The following is a 24,024-nucleotide window of genomic DNA, read 5'->3' as shown; positions in this document are numbered from 1 at the left end:
TTTCTGTTAATATTTGTACTTAAAAAAGAATTAATCTTACATTTGAGTTTATAATCTATAAATTAATTTTCATGAAGTTTTTTAAATTTTTATTTGTTCTGTGTTTGATGTTTTCTGTAAAATCTATTGCTCAAGCTCCAACAGATTTTTTATCAAAAGATTTTCATAAAGATAGGAGAGAGGTGTTACGTTCTAAGATGCCAAAGAATTCTGTGGCTGTAGTTTTTGCTAATCCATTAAGAAATAGAGCAAATGACGTAGATTATGTGTTTCATCAAGATCCTAATTTTTATTATTTAACGGGTTATAGAGAGCCAAATGGAGTTTTAGTTCTTTTTTCTGAAGAACAGACAGATGCAGAAGGCAATACTTATAATGAAATTTTATATGTACAAAAAAGAGATGCTAGAGCAGAACAATGGAATGGAAAACGTTTAGGAGTAGAAGGGGCTAAAAATGAATTAGGGTTTAAAATGGCATTTAATGCTTCAGAATTTTTAAGCGCGAATATTGACTATAAGAAATTTGATAAAGTTTTTATAGAAAAGTTTAATGACGATTATAGAAATTTAGGAGGTGCAGATATTTTTGATTTGGTAAAATCATTCAAAATAAAAGCAGCATATAACCCAAATGCATACCTTTCTAGAATGAAAGAGTATGTCTATAGTAATATCGTGCAAACGTCCATAGAAAGTAGTGCGAATGTTATTAATATCATTGATCGTTTAGGAACTAGATCAGAAGAAATTAAAGATGATGAGTTATTAAATGCTTATAAAACTGCAGAGTCAGATGCTATTAGAAAAGAAGTTCAACAAAAAATTTCATTAGTATTAAAACTTAAAACCAATATCGATTTAGATTTTTTACCTACTAGTTTAGCTACAATGCGTGAAGTTAAAACAGCAGAGGAAGTGAAATTATTAACCAAAGCAATTCGTATTTCTGCTGTTGGACAAATTGAGGTAATGAAAGCGATGAAACCTCACATGTCTGAAACTGAATTACAAGGTATTCATGAATTTGTTTACAAAAAATATGGAGCAGAGTATGAAGGGTATCCTTCAATAGTTGGAGCAGGAAATAATGGTTGTATTTTACATTATATAGAGAATAATAAAACTAAAGTCGGTAACGATTTGGTTTTAATGGATTTAGGTGCAGAATATAGGGGTTTTACAGCTGATGTAACACGTACAATACCTGCAAATGGAAAATTTACAAAAGAACAAAAACAGATTTACAATTTAGTATACGAGGCTCAAGAAGCTAGTATTGCTTTATATACAATAGGTGGCAAAATGAGTGCTCCTAATCAAGCAGCTAGAAACATTGTAAATGAAGGACTTTTTAAATTAGGTATCATAAAATCTGTAGATGAAAGACATAATTACTTTCCTCATGGAACGTCTCATCACATTGGATTAGATGTTCACGATCCAGGGAATTACAATACATTTGAAGAAAATATGGTAGTTACAATGGAACCTGGAATTTACATACCTGATGGGAGTCCATGTGATAAAAAATGGTGGGGAATAGGAATACGTATTGAAGACGATATTTTAGTAACCAAAAACGGACCTGTAAATCTATCTACAGAAGCACCTAGAACAACAGAAGCTATTGAAGCAATGATGGCTAAAAAATCGGTTCTAGATGAATTTATTTTGCCAGATTTAGATAAATAATGGGCAAAACTGCAATTGTCTTAGGTGCTACAGGTTTAACAGGAAATCTATTGCTAGAGCAATTAATAGTCGATAAAAATTATTCAAAGATTAAATTATTTTCAAGAAATTCTGTTAATGTTACATCAGATAAAATTCAAGAATTTATAATCGATTTATTAGCATTAGAAGATTCAGCCAAAGACTTTGTTGCAGGTGAAGTCTTTTGTTGTATTGGAACAACAGCTTCCAAAACAAAAGATAAAAAATTATACAAAGCAATTGATTATGGAATTCCTGTTACTGTAGCAAAAATTGCGAAAGAAAATGACATTGCCACTATTATAGTGATGTCTTCAATGGGTGCAGACGCAAATAGTGCTGTTTTTTATAACAGAACTAAGGGAGAAATGGAACGTGATGTTTTAAAGCAGCGTATAAATAATACTTATATTTTAAGACCATCTTTAATAGGTGGAGATCGAAATGAGTTTAGGTTAGGAGAAAAAATAGGAAAGGGAATTATGCGTATTTTTAATCCACTTTTATTGGGGAGTCTAGAGAAATATAAAATGATTCATCCAAAAAAAAATAGCTACTTGTATGCAATTTTTAGCCAACACAAAACCTAATGAAATTATTTTTAGTTCAGATAAAATTCAAGAAATAGCAAATACAAAATAATGAGTAAAGAGCAACCAAACAATCCTTTGCATGGTATTAAATTAGCAACAATTTTAGAAGAATTATATTTAGAGTATGGTTGGGAAGAATTAGGCTATGCCTTAAATATTTATGCATTTAAAAATAATCCTACCTATAAATCGTCTTTAAAATTTTTAAGAACTACACCTTGGGCTAGAGAAAAAGTAGAACAATTTTATGTAAAAAATATGATAAATTAATTAGAAATAATTTTTATAACTAACTCTTTCGTCAATGGTTTACCATTGGCGATTTTTTTTATGTTATCAAATGAAAATACAAAATTACAGCCAGATTTATAATTAGAACACCCATAAGCAGTTTTACCTTTTAAAATATTTCCTGTACTACATTTAGGACATTTGATTTTATCGCTAACAGTTGATTTATTCGTTTCTTTGGTTGGCTTTAACTTTGGTTCTAATTTTATATTATAATCATCATCAAAACGTAATAAACCTTCCGTTTTTTTGTCCTCTAGAACAAAACCTTTTAAGTTGGTTGTGCAACCTTTGTCTAAAAGTCTAATAATTTGATTTTCAGATATTTTTTTGCTGTATAACACAAAAGGAATTTTTAAATTGCAGTTATTTTTATACTCAGAACAACCAAAAGCAGAGGACCCTTTTAATAATTTTCCTTTTTTACATTTTGGGCAGGCTTTGCCAACAACTTGTTTTTTACTTTTAGCTTTCGTTATATTTTCAGGCTGGGTAGATTTCTGATTTTCTGATGATATTCTCTTTTTTACTTTATTAGAACGTACTTCATATACCAATTCATCTACCATTTTTTTCATATTGTTAATGAAAGTTCCTGCATTAAATTCTCCACGTTCAATTTCTTTTAAACGCTTTTCCCATCTACCTGTTAATTCAGCAGATTTTAGGAGTTCATTATCAATAATATTGATAAGGTCAATTCCAGTTTGTGTTGGTAGAACCAACTTTTTCTTACGCTCTATATATTTTCTTCGAAATAAAGTTTCTATGATACTTGCTCTGGTTGATGGTCTACCAATACCATTTTCTTTCATCAACTCACGCATTTCATCATCATCTACTTGTTTACCAGCAGTTTCCATTGCTCTAAGTAAACTAGCTTCAGTATAATATCTTGGTGGTTTAGTTTCTTTTTCTAAAAATGAAGGTTCGTGTTTCCCTTTTTCTCCTTTCACAAAAGAAGGTAAACTTGTAGCTGTATTTAGTTCTTTCTTTACTGTAGATTCTTTCTTTTCAAAAACAACTCGCCAACCTTTATTGATGATTTCTTTTCCTGTTGTTTTAAATGGCACTTCTGCAGCTTTACCAATTACAGAAGTATTAGAAACATCAGAATCAGGATAAAAAACTGCAATAAATCTACGAGTAATTACATCGTAAACTTGTTGCTGATTGTTTTGTAAGTTTCCTTGAATTCCAGTAGGAATTATTGCATGGTGATCTGTAACTTTTTTATCATCAAAAACACGTTTGGTTTTCTTTATTTTATTGCCCAAAAGTGGTTGTGTCAACTCACTATAATTGGTCAATTTTGATAGAATTCCATGAATTTTAGGATACAAATCGTTAGGTAAGAAGGTAGTATCAACTCTTGGATAAGTAACTACCTTCATTTCGTACAATTTCTGAATGATTTTTAAAGTTTCATCTGCAGAAAATCCGAACTTATTATTACAATACACCTGTAAACCAGTTAAATCAAATAGTTTAGGTGCGTATTCTTTTCCTTTCTTTTTGGTAACAGAAACAATCTCAAAATCAGATTGTGCAACTTTATCAGCTAAAATTTGTCCATCTTCCTTTTTTAAGAAACGACCATCTTCAAAATTAAAAAGCGTGTTTCTGTATGTAGTTTGTAACTCCCAATAAGGTTGTGGTTTAAAATTCTGTATTTCAAAATAACGATTCACTAACATTGCAAGCGTAGGAGTTTGTACTCTACCAACAGATAAAACTTGCTTATAGCCACCAAATTTAACAGTGTATAAACGAGTTGCATTTAAACCTAAAAGCCAATCTCCAATTGCTCTAGAATAGCCTGCATAATAGAGATTATCATATTTATCTGAAGACTCTAGGTTGTTGAATCCATCTTTTATAGCTTCTTCAGTTAACGAAGAAATCCATAAACGCTGTACTTTGCCTTTATAATTGCATTGATTAATTACCCATCTTTGAATTAATTCTCCTTCTGTTCCTGCATCACCACAATTGATAACAACATCTGCTTTTTCAAATAAAGATTTTACAATATTAAATTGTTTTTTAATTCCAGAATCGGCTGTAACCTTGGTATCAAAACGTTCTGGAAGCATGGGTAAGTTGTTTAAATCCCAGCTTTTCCAATGAGGCTTATAATCTTTGGGTTCTAAAAGTGTACATAAATGTCCAAAAGTATAAGTTACTGCATAACCATTACCCTCATAAAAGCCATCTCGTTTTGTTTTAGCCCCTAGAATGGTTGCAATTTCTCTTGCTACACTTGGTTTCTCTGCAATACAAACTTTCAAAATCTATTGTGTAATTAAATAATTTACATCTATAATTTCGAAGCTGGTTAAACTTCCTAAGTTTAAAGAACTTTCTACATCATAAGTAATTTCACAACTAGAATTAGCTTGTAATTCTAAACAATTGCTTGTGTTTGCACTAGTAGAAGTAAAGGAATCATTATTGATTCTAGTAGTTACATATGGAATGCCTTTGACATTCGCATCACTTAAATTACTAATGGTTATTTTATAAGACACGCTACTAAAATTATTACCAGTATCTGGTATTACAATTAACTCGGTAACTTCATAAGAAAAAGCGTTTAACCTTTGAAATTCTTCGATAGTTTCCGCTACATCTGGTTCTGGAAAATCACAATCTAAAACTTGAGAAATTTCTGGTATAATTGTGGTTCCTGTAGGAGAGCTAATTGTAAAGCCATATTGAACGATAATGGTTTTTTCACAATCCTCTTCAGAACTACTACAAGACAATATGAAAATTAAAATAAACGATAATAATGCTTTTCTAAAGAGAGTCATTCTGAAAAATTATATTTTCCAAATTAACTAATTATTTTTTCAAAAGCCAATCTTTTTGCATTATAACTTGTGTAAATAATTCCACAATATTGATAACCAAGTTTCTTTATTAGAGATTGCATACCCAAATTCTCTTCATGAGTATCAATTTTTAAACTTTTAATATTTTTATATTTTAATTGTTGATGAAATTCATCAAATAAAAAAGTAGCTAAACCTAGTTTTCTATATTCTTTTTTAATAGCTAATCTATGTATAACTCCATAAGTTTCTTCTTCAGGAATAATCCATTTACCATCAATGACTTCTTTATAAGTTGGTTCTTTTCTTAAGGTAAACATAGAAGTTGCCATGAGTTGATTTTCGTCATTTACAACTACATAACTTTCCTCTTTTTCGATGTCATTTTTAACTTGCTCTTCATTAGGATAACCATTTTGCCATTGATCAATATTTTGAGATGCTAAGTATGCTTTTGCATCATTTATAATTGTCATAATGTTTGGTACATCCTGTAAGGTAGACTGTCTAATCTTCATCCACTTTAGAATTATATCATTTTAAAATCCAATAGCAATTCACCATTTATAGAACATTGCAATTGATCACCTTTAAAAATCTCACCTTTACCTAAGGCAGGTGTTCCTGTAAAAATTAAATCACCAGGTTGTAAAGTCATATATTCAGAAATAAAAGAAATAATATCAGCAAAATCATTAATCATATAAGCTGTATTGCTTTTTTGCTTTTCTTCTCCATTTATTTTTAAATCAAAATCTATGTTACTTAAATCATAGCTTTTAATAGATTTAAAAGCGGAAATAGGCGCAGCACCATCAAAACCTTTTGCAAATTCCCAAGGATGTTTTGTTTCTCTAGCATTCATTAAAATATCTTTGGCTGTATAATCGATACCGATAGCAATTTCGGAGATGTAAGAATTTGCATTTTTTTTAGTTATGTTTTTACCTTCCTTTCCAATTTTTACTACTAATTCAACCTCATAAATTAATTCGTTGGTTATTTTAGAAGGATATTCAACATCGCAATTTACAGCTAAACTACTTTCTGGTTTAGAAAAAATAAACTTTTTACCTTTCTTTTTTTTTGGAATGTCTTTTAAGTCTGTTACGTAATTGCTACCTATACCTAGAATTTTCATGTGTTGTTTTTTTTGATTAGAGTAAAAATAAAAAAATATCCACTAAAAAAACATGTTCTTTTAGTGGATTTTATAAATTTAGAGATGTTGTTCTAAGCTGTTACTTCTGCCTTTTCTACTTTTTTTTTTGATGGAAGCTCAACATTTTCTTGATTGTTTAAAATATCTTGAATGGTTTGTCTCTTTCTAATCAAATAATCTTTACCATCTACAAGCATAACTTCTGCAGGTAAATAACGCGAATTGTAGTTAGATGCCATAGAAAAACAATAGGCACCTGCATTATGGAAGCATAATACGTCTTCTTCAGAAATTTCTGCAATTCTTCTATTAGATGCAAACGTATCTGTTTCACAAATGTAACCTACAACAGAGTAATAACGATCTCTTCCTTCTGGATTAGAGATGTTTGTAATATGATGATATGAATCATACATCATTGGTCTTACCAAATGATTAAAACCTGAATCTACATGCGCAAAAACGGTTGATGTTGTTTGTTTTACAACATTTACTTTTGCTAAGAAAACACCAGCCTCTGAAACTAAGAATTTTCCAGGTTCGAACATTAGAGTGATGTCTTTACCATAATCTGCACAGAACTCATTAAACCTTTCAGAAAGTTGAATCCCTAATTGTTCAATATCTGTAGAAATATCACCTTCTTTATAAGGCACTTTAAAGCCACTTCCAAAATCGATAAAATTAATATTTTTAAATTGACGAGCTACATCAAACAAAATATCAGAAGCACGTAAAAAAGTATCAATATCTAAAATGTCAGAACCAGTATGCATGTGAATACCATTGATATTCATACCTGTGTTTTCTACAACACGTTTAATATGAGGTACTTGATGTATAGATATTCCGAATTTAGAATCTATATGACCTACAGATATTTTAGAATTTCCACCAGCCATAATGTGTGGATTGATTCTTACACAAACTGGAATTTCTGGATATTTTTGGCCAAAAACTTCTAAAATTGATAAATTATCAATGTTAATTTGAACTCCCAATTTTGCTACTTGTTCAATTTCTTGTAAAGAAACTCCATTAGGTGTATAAATAATATTTTTAGGGTTAATTCCTGTGGTTAAACCCAATTGTACTTCTTGATAAGAAACAGTATCTAAACCAGCACCTAAGTTTTTAAAGAATTTTAAAATATTTACATTAGATAATGCTTTTACAGCATAATTTAATTTTAGATTTTTTATGTTGCTAAAAGCGCTTGTTAATCTATTGTATTGAGAAGCAATTTTATCTGTATCATAAACATATAAAGGGCTTCCATATTTATTTGCTAATTCTATAAGTTGAGTGTTTTCCACAAGTAATCATTTTAATTCCGCTCAAAAGTAACTAAAATTAGTAACCAAGCAGTATTTGTTTAAAAATACAACATATTGTTTTTTTTTGTGATTTTTAGTCTTTATTATTTAAAGTAAGTGATTTAAAATTGACGCGTTTTTATTCTGAAAAAACGTTGAAATCCTGTTGATAACTAATTAATTTAGTTATTTTATTTATTGGAGGATAATCCTATCTTGCAATTACTTCAATCTTAATAATAGTAAGCGATTACATGAGTACAGAAACAAAATATACAGAAGATAATATTAGATCATTAGACTGGAAAGAGCATATAAGAATGCGACCAGGAATGTATATTGGAAAATTAGGTGATGGTTCTTCCGCAGATGATGGTATTTATATTCTAGTTAAAGAGGTTTTAGATAACTCTATAGACGAATATGTAATGGGTGCAGGTAAAACCATCGAAATTTCTATACAGGGTAGTAAAGTTACTGTTCGTGATTATGGACGTGGAATTCCTTTAGGAAAAGTGGTTGATGTTGTTTCTAAAATGAATACTGGAGGTAAATATGATTCTAAAGCCTTTAAGAAATCTGTTGGTTTAAATGGGGTGGGTACAAAAGCAGTGAATGCATTATCCTCTTATTTTAGAGTAGAATCTTCAAGAGAAGGAAAATCAGCATCAGCAGAATTTAGTCAAGGAAATTTAGAAAACGAAGAATTTTTAGAAGAAACTTCTAGAAGAAAGGGTACTAAAGTTTCTTTTGTTCCAGATGAAGCTATATTTAAAAACTACAAGTTTAGAAACGAATATGTGGCTAAAATGTTAAAAAACTATGTATACCTAAATCCAGGGTTAACCATAATTTTTAACGGCGAAAAATTCTTTTCTAAAAACGGTTTAAAAGATCTACTTGAAGATAATAACAATACAGATGACATGCTGTATTCTATCATCCATTTAAAAGGAGATGATATAGAAGTTGCACTAACTCATAGCAAGACACAGTACTCAGAAGAGTATTATTCTTTTGTAAATGGGCAGCATACAACTCAAGGAGGTACTCATCAATCTGCTTTTAGAGAAGCTATTGTAAAAACCATTCGTGAGTTTTATGGTAAAAATTTTGAAGCCTCAGATATTCGTAAATCTATTATTGCTGCAATTGCTATAAAAGTTATGGAGCCTGTTTTTGAAAGTCAGACAAAAACAAAATTAGGTTCTACAGATATGGGTGGAGAATTACCTACAGTAAGAACTTACATAAACGATTTTGTAAAAACTAAGTTGGATAATTTTCTGCATAAAAATACAGAAGTAGCAGATAAACTTCTAAAGAAAATTGTTCAAGCAGAAAAAGAGCGTAAAGAACTTTCAGGAATTCGAAAATTAGCGAGAGATAGAGCTAAAAAAGCAAGTTTACACAATAAGAAATTACGTGATTGTAGAATTCATTTAGGTGATATTAAAAAACAAAATTATTTAGAAACTACGCTATTCATAACAGAGGGTGATTCTGCTTCTGGTTCTATAACAAAATCGAGAAATGTAAATACACAAGCTGTTTTTAGTTTAAAAGGGAAACCTTTAAATTCATATGGATTAAGTAAGAAGATTGTTTACGAAAATGAGGAATTCAATCTTTTGCAGGCAGCTTTAAATATAGAAGATGGTTTAGAAGATTTAAGATATAATAATATTGTAATTGCAACAGACGCAGATGTTGATGGTATGCACATTCGTTTGTTATTAATTACATTTTTTCTACAATTTTTCCCAGAATTAATAAAAGAAGGGCACTTGTATATACTTGAAACACCCTTATTTAGAGTACGAAATAAAAAACAAACGTTCTATTGTTACTCAGATGAAGAAAAACGAGAAGCAATAACAAAGTTAAAAGGAAAGCCAGAAATTACAAGATTTAAAGGTTTAGGAGAAATATCACCAAATGAATTTGTTCATTTTATTGGTGATGATATTCGTTTAGATCCAGTAATGTTAGATAGAGAAATGTCTATAGAACAAATGTTGCAATTCTATATGGGTAAAAATACACCTGATAGACAAAAATTTATCATCAATAATTTAAAGGTTGAATTAGATTACGTAGAAGAGGAAGTTTAGAACATGAGCGAAGAAATTAACGAAAACGAACACGAAGAAGAGTTAACGAATCTAGATTCTAATGAAGATTCGCAACAAGAAGAAACCATTACCAAAGTTACAGGAATGTATAAGGATTGGTTTTTAGACTATGCTTCTTATGTGATTTTAGAAAGAGCTGTACCTTCTTTAGAAGATGGTTTAAAACCTGTTCAACGTAGAATAATGCATTCTATGAAAGATTTGGATGATGGGCGTTACAACAAAGTTGCCAATATTGTAGGGCATACAATGCAGTATCATCCTCATGGAGATGCTTCTATTGCAGATGCCATGGTTCAAATTGGTCAGAAAGAATTACTGATTGATATGCAAGGAAACTGGGGTAATATCTTAACAGGAGATAGAGCTGCAGCATCAAGATATATTGAAGCACGTTTGTCTAAGTTTGCTTTAGATGTTGTTTTTAATCCAAAAACTACAGATTGGAAGTTGTCTTATGATGGTCGTAGAAAAGAACCTATAGATTTACCAGTAAAATTTCCATTATTACTAGCTCAAGGTGCAGAAGGTATTGCAGTCGGTTTATCAACTAAAATATTACCACATAATTTTAATGAGTTGATAGATGCTTCTATTAAATATTTAAAAGGTAGAAGTTTTAAAATAGTTCCCGATTTTTTAACAGGTGGTATTGCAGATTTTACCAATTATAATGATGGTAAAAGAGGAGGTAAGGTAAGGATTAGAGCTAAAATATCTCAACTAGATAAAAAGACGTTGGTTATTACAGAAATTCCTTTTTCTACAACCACATCTTCTTTAATTGATAGTATTCTTAAAGCCAATGATAAAGGTAAAATCAAGATAAAAAAGATTGAAGACAATACAGCTGCAGAAGTAGAAATTTTAGTGCATTTGCCACCAAATGTTTCTCCAGATAAATCTATAGATGCTCTATACGCTTTTACAAATTGCGAAACATCAATTTCGCCTTTAGCCTGTACAATTAAAGATAATACACCTGTTTTTACAGGCGTTTCAGGTATGCTCAAACACTCTACAGATTTAACTGTAGCATTGTTAAAACGTGAACTAAAAATTCAGTTAAATGAATTAGAAGAACAATGGCATTTTTCATCTTTAGAACGAATTTTTATTGAGAATAGAATCTATAGGGATATTGAAGAAGAGGAAACTTGGCAAGGAGTTATTGAGGCTATTGATAAAGGATTACAGCTACATATAAAGCATTTAAAAAGAGCAATAACAGAAGAAGATATTGTTCGTTTAACAGAAATTAGAATTAAAAAAATATCAAAGTTTGATATTGATAAAGCAAAACAATTTATAGAAAGTTTAGAAGATAAAATTGCTGGTGTTAAGCATCATTTAGACAATTTGATTGAATTTGCTGTAAATTATTTTAAACGTTTAAAAGATACTTATGGAAAAGGTAAAGAACGTAAAACAGAAATAAGAATATTTGATGACATTGTGGCTTCTAAAGTAGCAATGAATAATGCTAAGTTATATGTAAATAGAGCAGAAGGTTTTATTGGTACCACTTTAAAAAGAGATGAATTTGTTACTGATTGCTCTGATATAGATGATATTATTATTTTCAGAAAAGATGGAGTGATGTTGGTTACAAAAGTAGATGCTAAAACTTTTGTAGGTAAAGGTATTATTCATATTGCTGTCTTTAAAAAGAAAGACAAACGTACTGTGTATAATATGATGTACAGAGATGGTAAAAGTGGGTCTAGTTACATGAAACGTTTTAATGTAACCTCTGTAACTAGAGATAAAGAGTATAATTTAGCGAATGGAAATAAAGGATCTATAGTTCATTACTTTACTGCAAATCCAAATGGAGAAGCAGAAATTGTAACCATTAATTTAAGAGAAGTAGGTAGTGTTAAGAAATTAAAATGGGATATTGATTTTGCAGATTTAGCTTTAAAAGGTAGAGATGTTCGTGGAAATACAATTACCAAATATGCAATTAAAAGTGTAGATTTTAAATCTGAAGGAGTTTCAACTTTAAAACCAAGAAAAATTTGGTTTGATGATGCAGTTCAGCGTTTAAATGTAGATAATAGAGGAGAGCTTTTAGGTGAATTTAGAGCTGAAGATAAATTATTAATTATTACTCAAAGTGGAAAGGCAAAAGCTGTAAAGCCAGATTTAGCCATGCATTTCGAAGATGATATGATAGTATTGGAAAAGTGGAAACCAGCAAAACCAATATCAGCAATTTATTTTGATGGTGAAAAAGAACGTTATTATGTGAAACGTTTTGTTATTGAAACTCCAGACAAGGAAGAGGAGTTTATTTCAGATCATCCTAAAAGTCAGTTAGAAATTGTTGCTACAGATTATAGGCCAATTGCAGAGGTTCAATTTTCAAAAAGAAGCTTAGAGAATGAAAAAGTGAATTTTGAGGATTTTATAGCTGTTAAAGGTATAAAGGCTTTAGGGAACCAGTTAACGATAGATAAGATTAAAAATGTTAATTTATTAGCACCACTGCCTTTCGAAGAACCAGAAGAAGAAAAACCTGAGGAAATCGAGTTTGTAGATGAAGAGGTTTTGGAGGAAAAACTACCCTTAGAAATCGCTGAAACTGATATTAAAAAGTCAGTAGTAGAAGAGCTGTCAGCTGAAGAGAAGGCTAAACTCGCGCTTCAAAAATCAATAGCTAAGAAAAAGTCAGAACAAAAGAAATTAGATGATGAAAATCAAACAACACTTTTTTAGAAATTAAAAAAAAAGCTTAATCTAAGTGAGCGTTTTTTATTATCAATTTCTAATTTTGAATTATTTCATTTGCTCAAAAAAGGTTAGTTCATAATTTGGCAACAGTGTTCCATCTATTATTTTTATGATATCTTTTAATACTAGATCAGGTCTTGTGGGAGCTAATTCATAATATATAATTCCACCTGTTGGCCCCTTTTTTTTAGAAGGGCTGTAGATAGTATTCTTTTTAAATGCTTTAAACTCTTTATATATTTTATTGTAAGAAACCATTTCTGCTTTAGATGAAAAATACCCTGGAGCAATCCAATAATCTGCTTTAGCTCCTTTCTCAAAAACACTTTCTAAACTTAAAGACAAACTACCTTTTCCTTTTGTGTTTTTATACAAATAATTAAGGTTAGAGTCTTCTAAAAATTGAGCAACAAAACTTTCTCCAGCAGGTAGATTCCAAATTTCCTTGTTCATAATTGCACCAGAAATAACTGTTTGCTGTTTGCGTATTTTTTTTGCTATGTTTTTAGCCTTAAGATAGTTAGTTTCTATTGCAGAAAAAATACTATCAGCCTCTTTTTCTTTATCAAAAAGAATTCCAAAAAACTTAATCCATTCAGCTCTTCCTAATGGAGTTTCTTCTAGCCAGTCACCATTATAAATTACTTGAAGACCAGATTTTTGAACTGTATTTAAAGATTTGTCTGCTGTATCTATACTATAGCCAACCACTAATTCTGGCATCAGATTAAGAATAATTTCGGTATTTAAAGAAGATGCTTTGCCTATTTCTTTGACATTTCCATTATCAATAAGCTTTCTGGTTCTTTCTGAAGAAATGTAATTAGAAAAAGGAAAACCAATTATTGAATTTTCTTCTTCTAAAAGTTCTATCATTGGAATATGAGTTGTTGATGTTACAATCATTTTTTTTACTGGAACTATAATTTCGTTTTTAGACCGATCTTCCTTCTTTTTGTCTTTACTAATAAAATAGTCATAATTTTTATTTGCATTCTGATATGCAGATGTAATACGTAATATTTTATGGTCATCTTTACTTATAACTTTAAAACCTTTTGCATACTTAATATAACTTGATTTTGGTTTACTTGTTTCGTTCTCTTTTTTATTATTAGTGCAACTTAAAATTATAAGAATAAAGCATAGTATAGAGTAGATTAATTTTTGCATCTTATCAGATTATTTAAAAACTAGTACAAAAGTAATTTATTTCTTTATGAATGAAATAGTCTTACAAGCTATTGTTGTTAAAGAATATATAATTTGTTTCTATAATCATTAGATTTTTACTAATGAAGCACTTATCTTTGCTTTGATTTTTGGTTTTAATGTAATTAATCACTTTACGTTAAATTAAAAGGGAATCTAGTTAAACTCTAGAACTGTACCCGCAACTGTAAGCTATAAAGCTTGTAACTAATTCTTTAACCACTGACTATTTGTTGGGAAGGTTTTGTTACAAGACGCAAGTCAGGAGACCTGCCCTTAATCACGAGTTAAAAACTTTCGGGATAAAAGTTTATGTACTGTTATTTTCTGTACACGAAATTTACCTGATTTATTGTAAATCAAATTTATTAAAAAATGAAAAAACAATTCTTAATTTTTGGTGTTTTGTCATGTACTTTTGTCAGCACAAGTCTATTTTCTCAAGAAGTTAATGAGAAGGTACAAGCGTTAAATGAAGTTGTAGTAACTGCTACAAAATTTGCTACTAACAAAAAAAATGTTGGTAAAGTAGTTTATCAAATTACACAAGAAACAATACAAAATAGTCAAGGTAAAACAATAGTTGACTTACTAAATGATGTCCCTGGAGTTGAAATAAATGGTAATTTCAGTACAAAAGGTCAAAATTTAGGGTATTATATTAGAGGAGGTAGAAATAGACAAGTCGCTATTTTATTAGATGGAGTAAATGTTAATGACCCAAGTTCTTTTAATGGAGATTTTGATTTACGTCAGATTGATATTAATCAAGTTGAAAAAATAGAAGTTTTAAAAGGCGCTTCTTCTACTTTATACGGAACTGGAGCAGCAACAGGGGTAATTAATATTATTCTAAAAAAAGCCTCTAAAGATAAATTTAGAGGAACACTCACCACTTCTTTAGGGTCAAATAGTTCTAATGAAAATAGTAACTTATCTGCAGAAGAATTTTCAACAAACTTTAATTTCAATGGTACTCTAGGAAAGTTAGATTACCTATTAGCTTTAAATGCAAATGGTTCTTCTGGCTTGTCTGCTGCGGAAAGTGAGTCATCTAATGAATTTGAAGAAGATAATTTTGCAAGGCAAAATGTAATGTTAAAATTAAATTATGCTTTAAATGATAATTTTAAAATTGGATTACTAACTAGTTTCGACAAATTTTCTACAGATTTTGATGGATTTGATTATGATCCTGTAACGTTTGCCAGTATTCCTGCAAATAAAGATAATAATATGAATAGCGTGCAAAAGCGAGTAGGGCTTAATGCAGATTATACTTACACCAATGGAGCTTTAAAAATTAGAACTTTCTTTACTGATATTAACAGAACTGAAACACCGTCTAATAATTTCTTTAACGGAGAAGTATACGGTTTTGATGTGTATAATAACTATTCATTTTCAAATGTTTTTTCTTTTTTAGTGGGGGTAACTTCACAGTACCAAGACATGATTCAAAGAACTTCGTTTAGTACTATTGAAGAAGGTGCAGTTAAACAACACTTTTATGATCCGTATTTATCACTAAACTATACTGCTCTTTCAGGTCTAAATTTTAATATTGGAGGTCGATTAAATATGCATAGCGAATATGGAAATAATTTCGTGTATAATATTAACCCTTCTTATAATTTTACGATAAATGATACTCCTGTAAAAGTATTTGCCTCTTATAGCACAGCTTTTGTAACACCAACACTTTCAGAAATATTTACGAAACTGCCAACTGTAGAGGAGTTGCTACCAGAAGAAAATACAACTATTGAAGGAGGTTTTGATATTACTTTGAGTAAAAAGATAACAATTAATGCAACTTATTTTCAAAGAGAAGAAACTAATAAAATTGGATATGATTTTGCTACATTTCAAACAATAAATGATTTAGGTACTTTTTCTGCTAAAGGATTTGAAACTGAAATAACTTGTGCTGTTTCTAAGAATTTAAATATGTTTGCAAACTATACTTTTATTGATAGAGATGAGAGTTTATTATTAAAAATACCTCAAAATAAATTTTTCATTAGAGCAAATTACAATTTATCAAGAAATACATTTACTTCTTTAAGTTACAGATGGGTAGACGAAACTAAAGATTTTGGTGCTGTAGAATTGGAGTCTTACAAGCTTTTTGATTTTTTTATAAATCATAGTGTTCTTGACAATAAAGTTGTTTTTTATGGTAGCTTAACAAATATTTTAAATGAAGATTTTCAAGAGATTGCTGGTTTTACAACAAGAGGAAGAAATTATAATCTAGGTGTAAAAATTAATCTATAATTGAATTTAAACACAAAAGTCAAAAAATAATCAAAAAAGGAGATAGTTTTTAAATGTTACATATTTTTTGATTTTTTTTTTCACTATATTTAATTAATAGTTTATATTAAAAAAATATTATTTGTTAAATATTCAATATTTACAGCTACATATTAATTATGTTTTAAATTATTTATAGTTTTTTAATTCCCACAACGTATGTTGTTAAGTCAGCTGTGAAAAAGCCCTCTATCTAAGAGGGCTTTTATTTTTAGATAAATTGTTTTACGTCTTTTTTTAAAATTTCTAAAGCAGTATCTACAATAGGAGGTGTTTTTCCAAATTCTATAAGTACATTTTCTCTAAAATTACTAGCAGATATAGATTCTATAGAGATATACTGTAGTTTTTTAATTACGTTTGTTTTTGTAGCAATTATAGCCATCCATGCCTCTTTAGAAATGTAAATTTGTTGCACAAAGTTATGTTCTAATTCTTGTTCTACACTCGCAATTAAAAGCTGTAGGTAATCTGATATATTATCTGAATTTGGAGCAATACGTACTACTAATTTTATAGGATTTACACGATCGCAAAACAAAGTCATTCTTTCGTAAGCTTGTAATTTTATAGAAAGAGAATCCTTTTTTTGTAACGCTAAAGATTCAATTTTTTTTAATTTTATACTTTTCTGTAAAAATCCTTTAAACATAAAATAAGCAACAAAACCGGTAACAACTGAAGGTAATATATATGCTGTGCTTTTTAATAAAATATCTTCCATTTATTTTTATTTGTATCAAAAATATAAAATACCGTCATTAATTGATGTGTTTTTAATGTATTAAATAAATTGAATGCTAATTATGATTTCATTTTCTTTATTAAAAAAATGTGAATAAAAACTATACTTCTAGCTTTACAAAAACGATTACTTTGGTTAAATTCACATTTTATAATTTTTAAAAATAACTTTTGACAACTTACTTAAAATCATTAAACGAAGCTCAAAAACAGGCAGTCCTTCAAAAAGATGGACCAATGATTATTATTGCAGGAGCTGGTTCAGGAAAAACAAGGGTTTTAACCTTTAGAATTGCTCATTTAATGCAATCTGGTATAGATTCTTTTAATATTTTGTCATTAACATTTACAAACAAAGCTGCTCGAGAAATGAAAGAGAGAATAGCAGGAGTTGTAGGTGTAAGCGAAGCTAAAAACTTATGGATGGGAACCTTCCATTCCGTTTTTGCAAGAATTTTAAGAGCAGAGGCAGATAAACTCGGTTTTCCTTCAAATTTTACAATTTATGATACTCAAGATTCAGTTCGTTTAATAAGTTCAATTATTAAAGAAACGAATTTAGATAAAGAGCGTTACAAACCAAAACAAATTTTAAGTAGAATATCTTCATTTAAAAATAGTTTAATTACAGTAAGAGCTTACTTTAATAATTCTGACTTACAGGAAGCAGACATGCACGCTTCTAGACCAAAAGTAGGTGATATTTATAAGGAATATGTAGACAGATGCTTTAAGTCTGGAGCTATGGATTTTGATGATTTATTGTTAAGAACTAATGAGTTATTAGCTCGTTTTCCAGACGTTTTAGCAAAATACCAAGATCGGTTTCGATATATAATGGTAGATGAGTACCAAGATACAAACCACTCACAATACATTATTGTAAGAGCATTAGCAGATCGTTTCCAAAATATTTGTGTTGTGGGAGATGATTCTCAGAGTATTTATAGCTTTAGAGGTGCAAATATTCAGAATATTTTAAATTTCCAGAAAGATTACCCAGATGTAAAAACGTTTAAATTAGAGCAAAACTATAGATCTACTAAAAACATTGTAAACGCAGCGAATTCTGTTATTGCAAGAAATAAAACAAAACTAGATAAAGAAGTATGGACTTCTAATGATGCAGGAGATTCAATTCAAGTAATGAGAACTATATCTGATGGTGAAGAAGGACGTTTTGTAGCTCAGTCTATTTGGGAAAATATGATGAATCATCAAATGACACAAGATAATTTTTGTGTTTTGTATAGAACAAATTCACAATCTAGAGCTATTGAAGATGCATTAAGAAAAAAGAATATAGACTACACAATCTATGGAGGGATTTCTTTTTATCAGAGAAAAGAAATAAAAGATATTTTATCCTATTTAAGAATACTTATAAACCCTAATGATGAAGAAGCATTAAAAAGAATTATCAATTACCCAGCTAGAGGCATAGGAGCAACCACAATAGATAGATTGACTATTGCAGCAAACCATTATAAAAAATCCATTTTTGAGATTATAAGGTACATTGATAAGATAGATGTAAAAATAAATGGTGGAACAAAAAATAAGTTGCAGAACTTTATGAATATGATTCTTAGGTTGCAAATAGAATCGCAAACTAAAAATGCATTTGAAATTGCTGAAATTGTTGTTAAAGAGACTAGACTTATTAAAGATTTAGAAAAAGATGGAACCCCAGAAGCTGTAAGTAAGGTAGAAAATGTACAAGAACTTTTAAATGGAATTAAAGATTTTATTACAGATAAAATTGAAGAAGGCCAAGATGCCTCTCTAACAACATTCCTAGAAGATGTTGCATTAGCTACAGATTTTGATACTAAAAAAAACGATAACAAGCCAACTGTGTCTCTAATGACTATTCATCAATCTAAAGGATTAGAGTACCTATATGTATATATTGTTGGTTTAGAAGAAAATTTGTTTCCTTCTGCAATGAGCATGAATACAAGAAGCGAATTAGAAGAAGAACGAAGACTTTTTTATGTAGCCCTAACTAGAGCAGAAAAAGTTGCGTATTTGTCCTATGCACAAACACGTTACAGATGGGGTAAATTAGTAGATGCAGAGCCTAGTAGGTTTTTAGAAGAAATAGATGATCAATTCTTAAATTACATAGCACCAAAAATTCCGGAACCATCTATTAACCGTTTTGTTGACAAAAGTATTTTTGATGATGCTCCCAAAGGAATTCGTTTTCAAAAACCAATTCAGCGCAAAAAAATGGAACGAGATTTGGCAAAAAAGAAAGAAATTATAATTCCTAAAAATCTTAAGAAAGTTTCTCAAACTACAATTACTACTAATTTATTTGATAGCAAAGTAGTTGTTGGGAATATAGTTGAACACAATAGATTTGGCGCTGGTGAAGTTGTTGCATTAGAAGGAAAAGGCCCGAATCAGAAAGCTGAAATTAAATTTAGTACTGTAGGAAAAAAGAAATTATTATTACAATTTGCTAAATTAAGAGTCATTGGCTAAAAATTTAACCATAAGTAAAAAATAAAATGTTATTTTGCAGCTTTAAACTACAAAAAAGTACTATTAGAAAAATTATTTCTCACAAACTAGGTGGAATATTTTTTAAAATTACACTTCACAAAATTAGATAAATGACATTCGACTTAGAATACAATTCAGAAAGAACTTTAATGATTATTCCAGAATATGGAAGACATATTCAAAAACTTATAGATCACTGCTTGGCATTAGAAACCAAACAGGAGCGAAACAAAATGGCATTGGCAATTGTTGACGTTATGGGTAACCTACAACCTCACTTAAGAGATGTACCTGATTTTAAGCATAAATTATGGGACCAATTATTTATAATGTCTAAATTCAATTTAGATGTAGATTCTCCATATCCTACTCCTTCAAAAGAAGAACTACATGAAAAACCAGAACGTTTACCTTACCCAAAATATGCTTCAAGGTATCGTTATTATGGGAATAACATTCAAACAATGATTGATGTTGCTTTAAGCTGGGAAGATGGTGATAAAAAGGATGCACTTGTGTATACAATTGCAAATCATATGAAAAAATGTTATCTGAATTGGAATAAAGATACAGTAGATGATGCTGTTATTTACAAACACTTATATGATCTTTCTAACAATAAAATCGATTTAAGAGATTCTGAAGAAACACTTTCTGAAAGTAAAAATTTATTGAAGAAAAGAAATTCTCAGGGACAAAGCCAAGCAAAGAACAATCATAAAAAGGCCAACAACAATAAGGGCAGAAAAAGATATTAAACTATGGCATCATTTAAAATAGAAGGAGGTTATAAGCTAAATGGAACAATAACTCCTCAAGGAGCAAAAAACGAAGTCTTACAGATTCTATGCGCTGTTTTACTAACACCAGAAAAAGTTACAGTACAGAACGTTCCTGATATTATAGATGTAAATAAATTAATTTTTATTTTAGGAGAATTAGGAGTTAATATAGAAAAACACAACACTAACTCTTATACTTTTCAGGCTAATGATCTTAACTTAGAGTATTTGGAATCTGAAAAGTTTAAAAAAGATGGAAGTTCATTAAGAGGTTCTATTATGCTCGTTGGGCCTTTGTTAGCCAGATTTGGAAGGGGATATATTCCAAGACCTGGAGGAGATAAAATTGGCCGTAGAAGATTAGATACACATTTTGAAGGTTTTATAAAGCTTGGTGCTACATTTCGTTATAATAAAGAAGAACGTTTCTATGGTGTAGAAGCAGAAGAACTTTTAGGAACAGAAATGTTATTAGATGAAGCTTCTGTAACAGGTACTGCAAATATTTTGATGGCATCTGTTTTAGCAAAAGGAATAACAAGAATTTACAATGCAGCCTGTGAGCCATATATTCAGCAATTGTGTAAAATGTTAAATTCAATGGGCGCCAATATTACTGGTGTTGGTTCTAATTTATTAATTATAAATGGCGTAGATTCATTAAGAGGTTGTACACATCGTGTTCTACCAGACATGATTGAAATCGGATCATGGATTGGTGTTGCTGTGATGACAAAATCTGAACTTACCATTAAGAACGTAAGTTGGGAGAATTTAGGACAAATACCAAGTGTTTTTCGAAAACTTGGAATTCAATTTGAAAAAAGAGATGATGATATTTACATTCCTGAGCAAGATTCTTATGAAATACAAAGTTATATAGATGGTTCTGTACTAACAGTAGCAGATGCTCCTTGGCCAGGATTTACTCCAGACTTGTTGAGTATCTTATTAGTAATAGCAACACAAGCAAAAGGAACTGTTTTAATTCATCAAAAAATGTTTGAAAGCCGTCTGTTTTTTGTAGATAAATTAATAGATATGGGAGCAAAAGTTATTTTATGTGACCCACATAGAGCAACTGTAATTGGCCACAATTTTGAAAGTTCATTAAAAGCAACAACAATGACTTCTCCTGATATTAGAGCAGGAATATCATTATTAATTGCTGCACTTTCTGCAAAAGGCACAAGCATTATACATAATATAGAGCAAATAGATAGAGGGTACGAAAATATTGAGGCAAGACTAAAATCTATTGGTGCTAAGATCGAGAGAATTTAAGACGTTAGTTTAGTGAAAATATTTACTAATTTCATTTACATTAAATAGTGTCAAATTGGCACTATTTTTTTATTGGCAATATTTTTGAATATAATGTTAAAATAAAAATGATAATACTAAAATGAGTAAAAAAGATAAAATTAAAGAAGAGGAAATAAATAACGAGCAAGAGCAAGTTCAAGTTGAAGGTAATCAAGACGTTGAAGTAGAAAAAGAAGTTGAAGAACCTTCTAGTGAAGAGCTAATTCAAGCAGAAAAAGATAAGTTTCTAAGGTTGTTTGCAGAGTATGAAAATTATAAAAAACGTACTTCTAAAGAACGCGTTGAGTTATTTAAAACGGCTGGTCAAGAATTAATGACATCTTTACTGCCAATTATAGATGATTTTGAACGTGCTTTAACGCATATAGAAGATGATAAAGAAGCAGAAGAACTTCGTAAAGGTGTAATGCTAATCTATAATAAATTCTATAATACCTTAGAACAAAAAGGATTATCAAAAATAGAAACCAACTCAGGAGACGCTTTTGATGCAGAAATACATGAGGCGATAACTCAAATTCCTGCACCATCTGAAGATCTTAAAGGTAAAGTTATCGATTGTGTTGAAAAAGGCTATAAGCTTGGCGACAAAGTTATTCGTTATCCAAAAGTTGTAATAGGACAGTAATAAAGAAGATTTAGCAATTAATCATTAGTTCAGATCACTTTAATCTGTATTTTGAATTAAAGCTATTGACAAAAAAATAAAGCATGGCAAAACAAGACTTTTACGAAATATTAGGTATTTCTAAATCAGCATCACAATCTGAAATAAAGAAAGCTTATAGAAAAATGGCAATTAAATATCATCCGGATAAAAATCCAGATGATAAAACAGCTGAGGAGAACTTTAAGAAAGCAGCAGAAGCTTATGAAATACTCAGTGACGAAAATAAAAAAGCAAGATATGATCAATATGGTCATGCAGCTTTCGATGGACCTCAAGGAGGAGGAGGCTTCGGAGGTGGAGGTATGAATATGGATGATATTTTTAGCCAGTTTGGAGACATCTTTGGAGGTGGTGGTTTCGGGGGAGGCTTTGGTGGTGGAGGCCAAAGACAAGCTAGAGTTAAAGGAAGTAATATGCGAATTCGTGTAAAATTAACTTTAGAAGAAATTGCCAAGGGTCTTGAGAAAAAAGTAAAAGTTCGTAGAAAAGTCCAGGCAGATGGTGTAACTTATAAAACATGTTCTACTTGTAATGGATCTGGACAAGTAATGAGAGTTACAAATACTATCTTAGGTAGAATGCAAACTGCAGCAACTTGTACAACTTGTTCTGGTGCCGGTGAAATTATTAGCAGCAAACCAAATGGTTCGGACGCTCAAGGTTTGGTTGTTAAAGAAGAGACAGTTTCTATAAATATACCTGCTGGGGTTACAGAAGGTGTTCAATTAAAAGTTGGAGGTAAAGGAAATGAAGCTCCAGGTAAAAATTCTATTCCTGGAGATTTACTGGTTCTTATAGAAGAAATCTCTCACGAAAAATTAAAGAGAGAGGGAACTAATATTCATTATGATTTATATGTCAATTTTTCTGAAGCTGTTTTAGGAACAAGTAAAGAGGTAGAAACTGTTACAGGTAAGGTTAAAATAAAAATTGATGCTGGAACGCAATCTGGAAAAATATTAAGGCTAAAAGGTAAAGGACTACCAAGCATTGAAAGATATGGAACAGGGGATTTCTTAATTCATATAAATGTTTGGACACCACAAGAACTAAATAAAGAACAAAGAAACTTTTTTGAAAATATGTTAGAGGACGAAAACTTTTCTCCAAATCCAAATACATCAGACAAGTCTTTTTTTGAGAAAGTGAAAGATATGTTCTCATAAATATCTACAAAAAGTTGTTAAATTATTTTTTTTCATGAAATTGTACTAAATTTGTACAGTTATTAAATAATTTTAATAACATTTTTCTTTTTCATAGCAATTTTTCCTACTCATACTATATTTGATTGGGTTTTATTTTAAGATTTAAGATTAAACATAAAATAAGCAGACTTATCTTATCGCTTTAAATTATTTAAAGAGGAAAGTCCGGACACCAAAGAGTATTCATAGCGGATAACATCCGTCCAGCGTAAGTTGAGGACAAGTGCAACAGAAAGCAAGTACAGTTCGGCTGTAGTGAAACCAGGTAAACTCTATGAGGTGCAATGTCATGTAAATTAGAGTTTGAGAGCTACTCGCTCGATTCTAAAGGGTAGGCAGATAGATTTTAAAAGTAATTTTAAAACTAGATAAATGATAAGAACCAATTTTATTGGAACAGAATTCGGCTTATTAGTCTGCTTTTTATGTTTAATTTAAAAATACTCCCTTTTTCTTTATTTTTA

18 protein-coding genes, 1 other RNA gene and 1 riboswitch are annotated in these 24,024 nt (G+C 29.9%); of the genes, 12 read left to right on the top strand and 7 right to left on the bottom strand.

Annotated features, from left to right (window positions below; all coding sequences use genetic code 11):
• The first annotated feature begins 71 nt into the window (after nt 1-71).
• From Q0L44_RS07805 to Q0L44_RS07795, 3 genes are read left to right on the top strand one after another with little or no spacing between them, the layout of a single operon-like run.
• Nucleotides 72-1,694, top strand: coding sequence for an aminopeptidase P N-terminal domain-containing protein (locus Q0L44_RS07805; RefSeq protein WP_296637283.1), 1,623 nt, complete (start codon nt 72-74; stop codon nt 1,692-1,694).
• Nucleotides 1,694-2,305, top strand: coding sequence for an NAD(P)H-binding protein (locus Q0L44_RS07800; RefSeq protein ID WP_366085261.1), 612 nt, complete (start codon nt 1,694-1,696; stop codon nt 2,303-2,305). Before Q0L44_RS07805 ends, Q0L44_RS07800 begins: the two co-directional genes overlap by 1 nt.
• Before the next feature lie 51 nt (nt 2,306-2,356).
• Nucleotides 2,357-2,578, top strand: coding sequence for a VF530 family protein (locus Q0L44_RS07795; protein WP_296637282.1), 222 nt, complete (start codon nt 2,357-2,359; stop codon nt 2,576-2,578).
• On the opposite strand, the gene Q0L44_RS07790 is transcribed toward Q0L44_RS07795, so the two are convergent.
• The 5 genes from Q0L44_RS07790 to lysA form a co-directional block, all read right to left on the bottom strand.
• Entirely contained in the window at nt 2,575-4,890 is a 2,316-nt protein-coding gene (locus Q0L44_RS07790; protein ID WP_296637280.1) for a type IA DNA topoisomerase, read from the bottom strand. The genes Q0L44_RS07795 and Q0L44_RS07790 overlap by 4 nt on opposite strands.
• Nucleotides 4,891-4,893: 3 nt before the next feature.
• Nucleotides 4,894-5,415: a hypothetical protein gene (locus Q0L44_RS07785; RefSeq protein WP_296637279.1), complete on the bottom strand. Its 522-nt coding sequence runs from the start codon at nt 5,413-5,415 to the stop codon at nt 4,894-4,896.
• Nucleotides 5,416-5,438: 23 nt separating this feature from the next.
• Nucleotides 5,439-5,954, bottom strand: a complete 516-nt coding sequence (locus Q0L44_RS07780; RefSeq protein WP_296637277.1) for a GNAT family N-acetyltransferase — start codon at nt 5,952-5,954, stop codon at nt 5,439-5,441.
• A gap of 11 nt (nt 5,955-5,965) precedes the next feature.
• Nucleotides 5,966-6,577, bottom strand: coding sequence for a fumarylacetoacetate hydrolase family protein (locus tag Q0L44_RS07775; RefSeq protein ID WP_296637276.1), 612 nt, complete (start codon nt 6,575-6,577; stop codon nt 5,966-5,968).
• A gap of 92 nt (nt 6,578-6,669) precedes the next feature.
• The gene (gene lysA, locus Q0L44_RS07770; RefSeq protein WP_296637274.1) at nt 6,670-7,914 is read right to left on the bottom strand and encodes a diaminopimelate decarboxylase; all 1,245 of its coding nucleotides are present in this window, start codon (nt 7,912-7,914) and stop codon (nt 6,670-6,672) included.
• Nucleotides 7,915-8,168: 254 nt separating this feature from the next.
• Here lysA and Q0L44_RS07765 point away from each other — a divergent pair, with 254 nt between their 5' ends.
• Both Q0L44_RS07765 and Q0L44_RS07760 read left to right on the top strand, forming a co-directional pair.
• The gene (locus tag Q0L44_RS07765; protein ID WP_296637273.1) at nt 8,169-10,028 is read left to right on the top strand and encodes a DNA topoisomerase IV subunit B; all 1,860 of its coding nucleotides are present in this window, start codon (nt 8,169-8,171) and stop codon (nt 10,026-10,028) included.
• A 3-nt stretch (nt 10,029-10,031) separates the two neighbouring features.
• The gene (locus tag Q0L44_RS07760; RefSeq protein ID WP_296637271.1) at nt 10,032-12,770 is read left to right on the top strand and encodes a DNA gyrase/topoisomerase IV subunit A; all 2,739 of its coding nucleotides are present in this window, start codon (nt 10,032-10,034) and stop codon (nt 12,768-12,770) included.
• A gap of 60 nt (nt 12,771-12,830) precedes the next feature.
• Here the strand turns inward: Q0L44_RS07760 and Q0L44_RS07755 are convergent, their stop codons facing one another.
• A complete protein-coding gene (locus Q0L44_RS07755) occupies nt 12,831-13,958 on the bottom strand; it encodes an ABC transporter substrate-binding protein (RefSeq protein ID WP_296637270.1) in 1,128 nt (375 codons plus the stop codon).
• 133 nt (nt 13,959-14,091) lie between these two features.
• A riboswitch (cobalamin riboswitch) is annotated at nt 14,092-14,290 on the top strand.
• A gap of 82 nt (nt 14,291-14,372) precedes the next feature.
• Between Q0L44_RS07755 and Q0L44_RS07750 the strand changes: the two genes are divergently transcribed.
• On the top strand, nt 14,373-16,277 hold the full coding sequence (locus Q0L44_RS07750; protein ID WP_296637269.1) for a TonB-dependent receptor plug domain-containing protein: 1,905 nt from the start codon (nt 14,373-14,375) through the stop codon (nt 16,275-16,277).
• Between the two features lie 250 nt (nt 16,278-16,527).
• Here Q0L44_RS07750 and Q0L44_RS07745 read toward each other — a convergent pair whose 3' ends face one another.
• Nucleotides 16,528-17,040: a hypothetical protein gene (locus Q0L44_RS07745; RefSeq protein ID WP_296637267.1), complete on the bottom strand. Its 513-nt coding sequence runs from the start codon at nt 17,038-17,040 to the stop codon at nt 16,528-16,530.
• Nucleotides 17,041-17,231: 191 nt separating this feature from the next.
• Here Q0L44_RS07745 and Q0L44_RS07740 point away from each other — a divergent pair, with 191 nt between their 5' ends.
• The 6 genes from Q0L44_RS07740 (at nt 17,232) to rnpB (ending at nt 23,987) form a co-directional block, all read left to right on the top strand.
• Entirely contained in the window at nt 17,232-19,553 is a 2,322-nt protein-coding gene (locus Q0L44_RS07740) for a UvrD-helicase domain-containing protein (RefSeq protein WP_296637266.1), read from the top strand.
• 131 nt (nt 19,554-19,684) lie between these two features.
• Nucleotides 19,685-20,332 (top strand): DUF4290 domain-containing protein, encoded by a 648-nt coding sequence (locus Q0L44_RS07735; RefSeq protein WP_296637264.1) that lies wholly within the window; start codon nt 19,685-19,687, stop codon nt 20,330-20,332.
• Between the two features lie 3 nt (nt 20,333-20,335).
• Complete coding sequence (gene murA / locus Q0L44_RS07730; RefSeq protein WP_296637263.1) at nt 20,336-21,640, top strand: UDP-N-acetylglucosamine 1-carboxyvinyltransferase; 1,305 nt, start codon at nt 20,336-20,338, stop codon at nt 21,638-21,640.
• A gap of 121 nt (nt 21,641-21,761) precedes the next feature.
• Nucleotides 21,762-22,310: a nucleotide exchange factor GrpE gene (locus Q0L44_RS07725; RefSeq protein ID WP_296637261.1), complete on the top strand. Its 549-nt coding sequence runs from the start codon at nt 21,762-21,764 to the stop codon at nt 22,308-22,310.
• A gap of 83 nt (nt 22,311-22,393) precedes the next feature.
• Nucleotides 22,394-23,518 (top strand): molecular chaperone DnaJ, encoded by a 1,125-nt coding sequence (dnaJ, locus tag Q0L44_RS07720; RefSeq protein ID WP_296637259.1) that lies wholly within the window; start codon nt 22,394-22,396, stop codon nt 23,516-23,518.
• A 162-nt stretch (nt 23,519-23,680) separates the two neighbouring features.
• Nucleotides 23,681-23,987, top strand: an RNA gene (gene rnpB / locus Q0L44_RS07715) — RNase P RNA component class A.
• Nucleotides 23,988-24,024 lie beyond the last annotated feature (37 nt).

The organism is Polaribacter sp. (assembly GCF_024639685.1).
Lineage (GTDB): Bacteria > Bacteroidota > Bacteroidia > Flavobacteriales > Flavobacteriaceae > Polaribacter.
This window is presented reverse-complemented; position numbering and strand designations above follow the sequence as displayed.

Coding starts and splice junctions, on each gene's coding strand:
- Q0L44_RS07800 (WP_366085261.1), top strand. CDS start 1,694: ATGGGCAAAACTGCAATTGTCTTAGGTGCTACAGGTTTAACAGGAAAT.
- Q0L44_RS07775 (WP_296637276.1), bottom strand. CDS start 6,577: ATGAAAATTCTAGGTATAGGTAGCAATTACGTAACAGACTTAAAAGAC.
- Q0L44_RS07805 (WP_296637283.1), top strand. CDS start 72: ATGAAGTTTTTTAAATTTTTATTTGTTCTGTGTTTGATGTTTTCTGTA.
- Q0L44_RS07795 (WP_296637282.1), top strand. CDS start 2,357: ATGAGTAAAGAGCAACCAAACAATCCTTTGCATGGTATTAAATTAGCA.
- Q0L44_RS07735 (WP_296637264.1), top strand. CDS start 19,685: ATGACATTCGACTTAGAATACAATTCAGAAAGAACTTTAATGATTATT.
- Q0L44_RS07765 (WP_296637273.1), top strand. CDS start 8,169: ATGAGTACAGAAACAAAATATACAGAAGATAATATTAGATCATTAGAC.
- Q0L44_RS07745 (WP_296637267.1), bottom strand. CDS start 17,040: ATGGAAGATATTTTATTAAAAAGCACAGCATATATATTACCTTCAGTT.
- Q0L44_RS07755 (WP_296637270.1), bottom strand. CDS start 13,958: ATGCAAAAATTAATCTACTCTATACTATGCTTTATTCTTATAATTTTA.
- Q0L44_RS07750 (WP_296637269.1), top strand. CDS start 14,373: ATGAAAAAACAATTCTTAATTTTTGGTGTTTTGTCATGTACTTTTGTC.
- dnaJ (WP_296637259.1), top strand. CDS start 22,394: ATGGCAAAACAAGACTTTTACGAAATATTAGGTATTTCTAAATCAGCA.
- murA (WP_296637263.1), top strand. CDS start 20,336: ATGGCATCATTTAAAATAGAAGGAGGTTATAAGCTAAATGGAACAATA.
- Q0L44_RS07780 (WP_296637277.1), bottom strand. CDS start 5,954: ATGAAGATTAGACAGTCTACCTTACAGGATGTACCAAACATTATGACA.
- Q0L44_RS07725 (WP_296637261.1), top strand. CDS start 21,762: ATGAGTAAAAAAGATAAAATTAAAGAAGAGGAAATAAATAACGAGCAA.
- Q0L44_RS07785 (WP_296637279.1), bottom strand. CDS start 5,415: ATGACTCTCTTTAGAAAAGCATTATTATCGTTTATTTTAATTTTCATA.
- Q0L44_RS07760 (WP_296637271.1), top strand. CDS start 10,032: ATGAGCGAAGAAATTAACGAAAACGAACACGAAGAAGAGTTAACGAAT.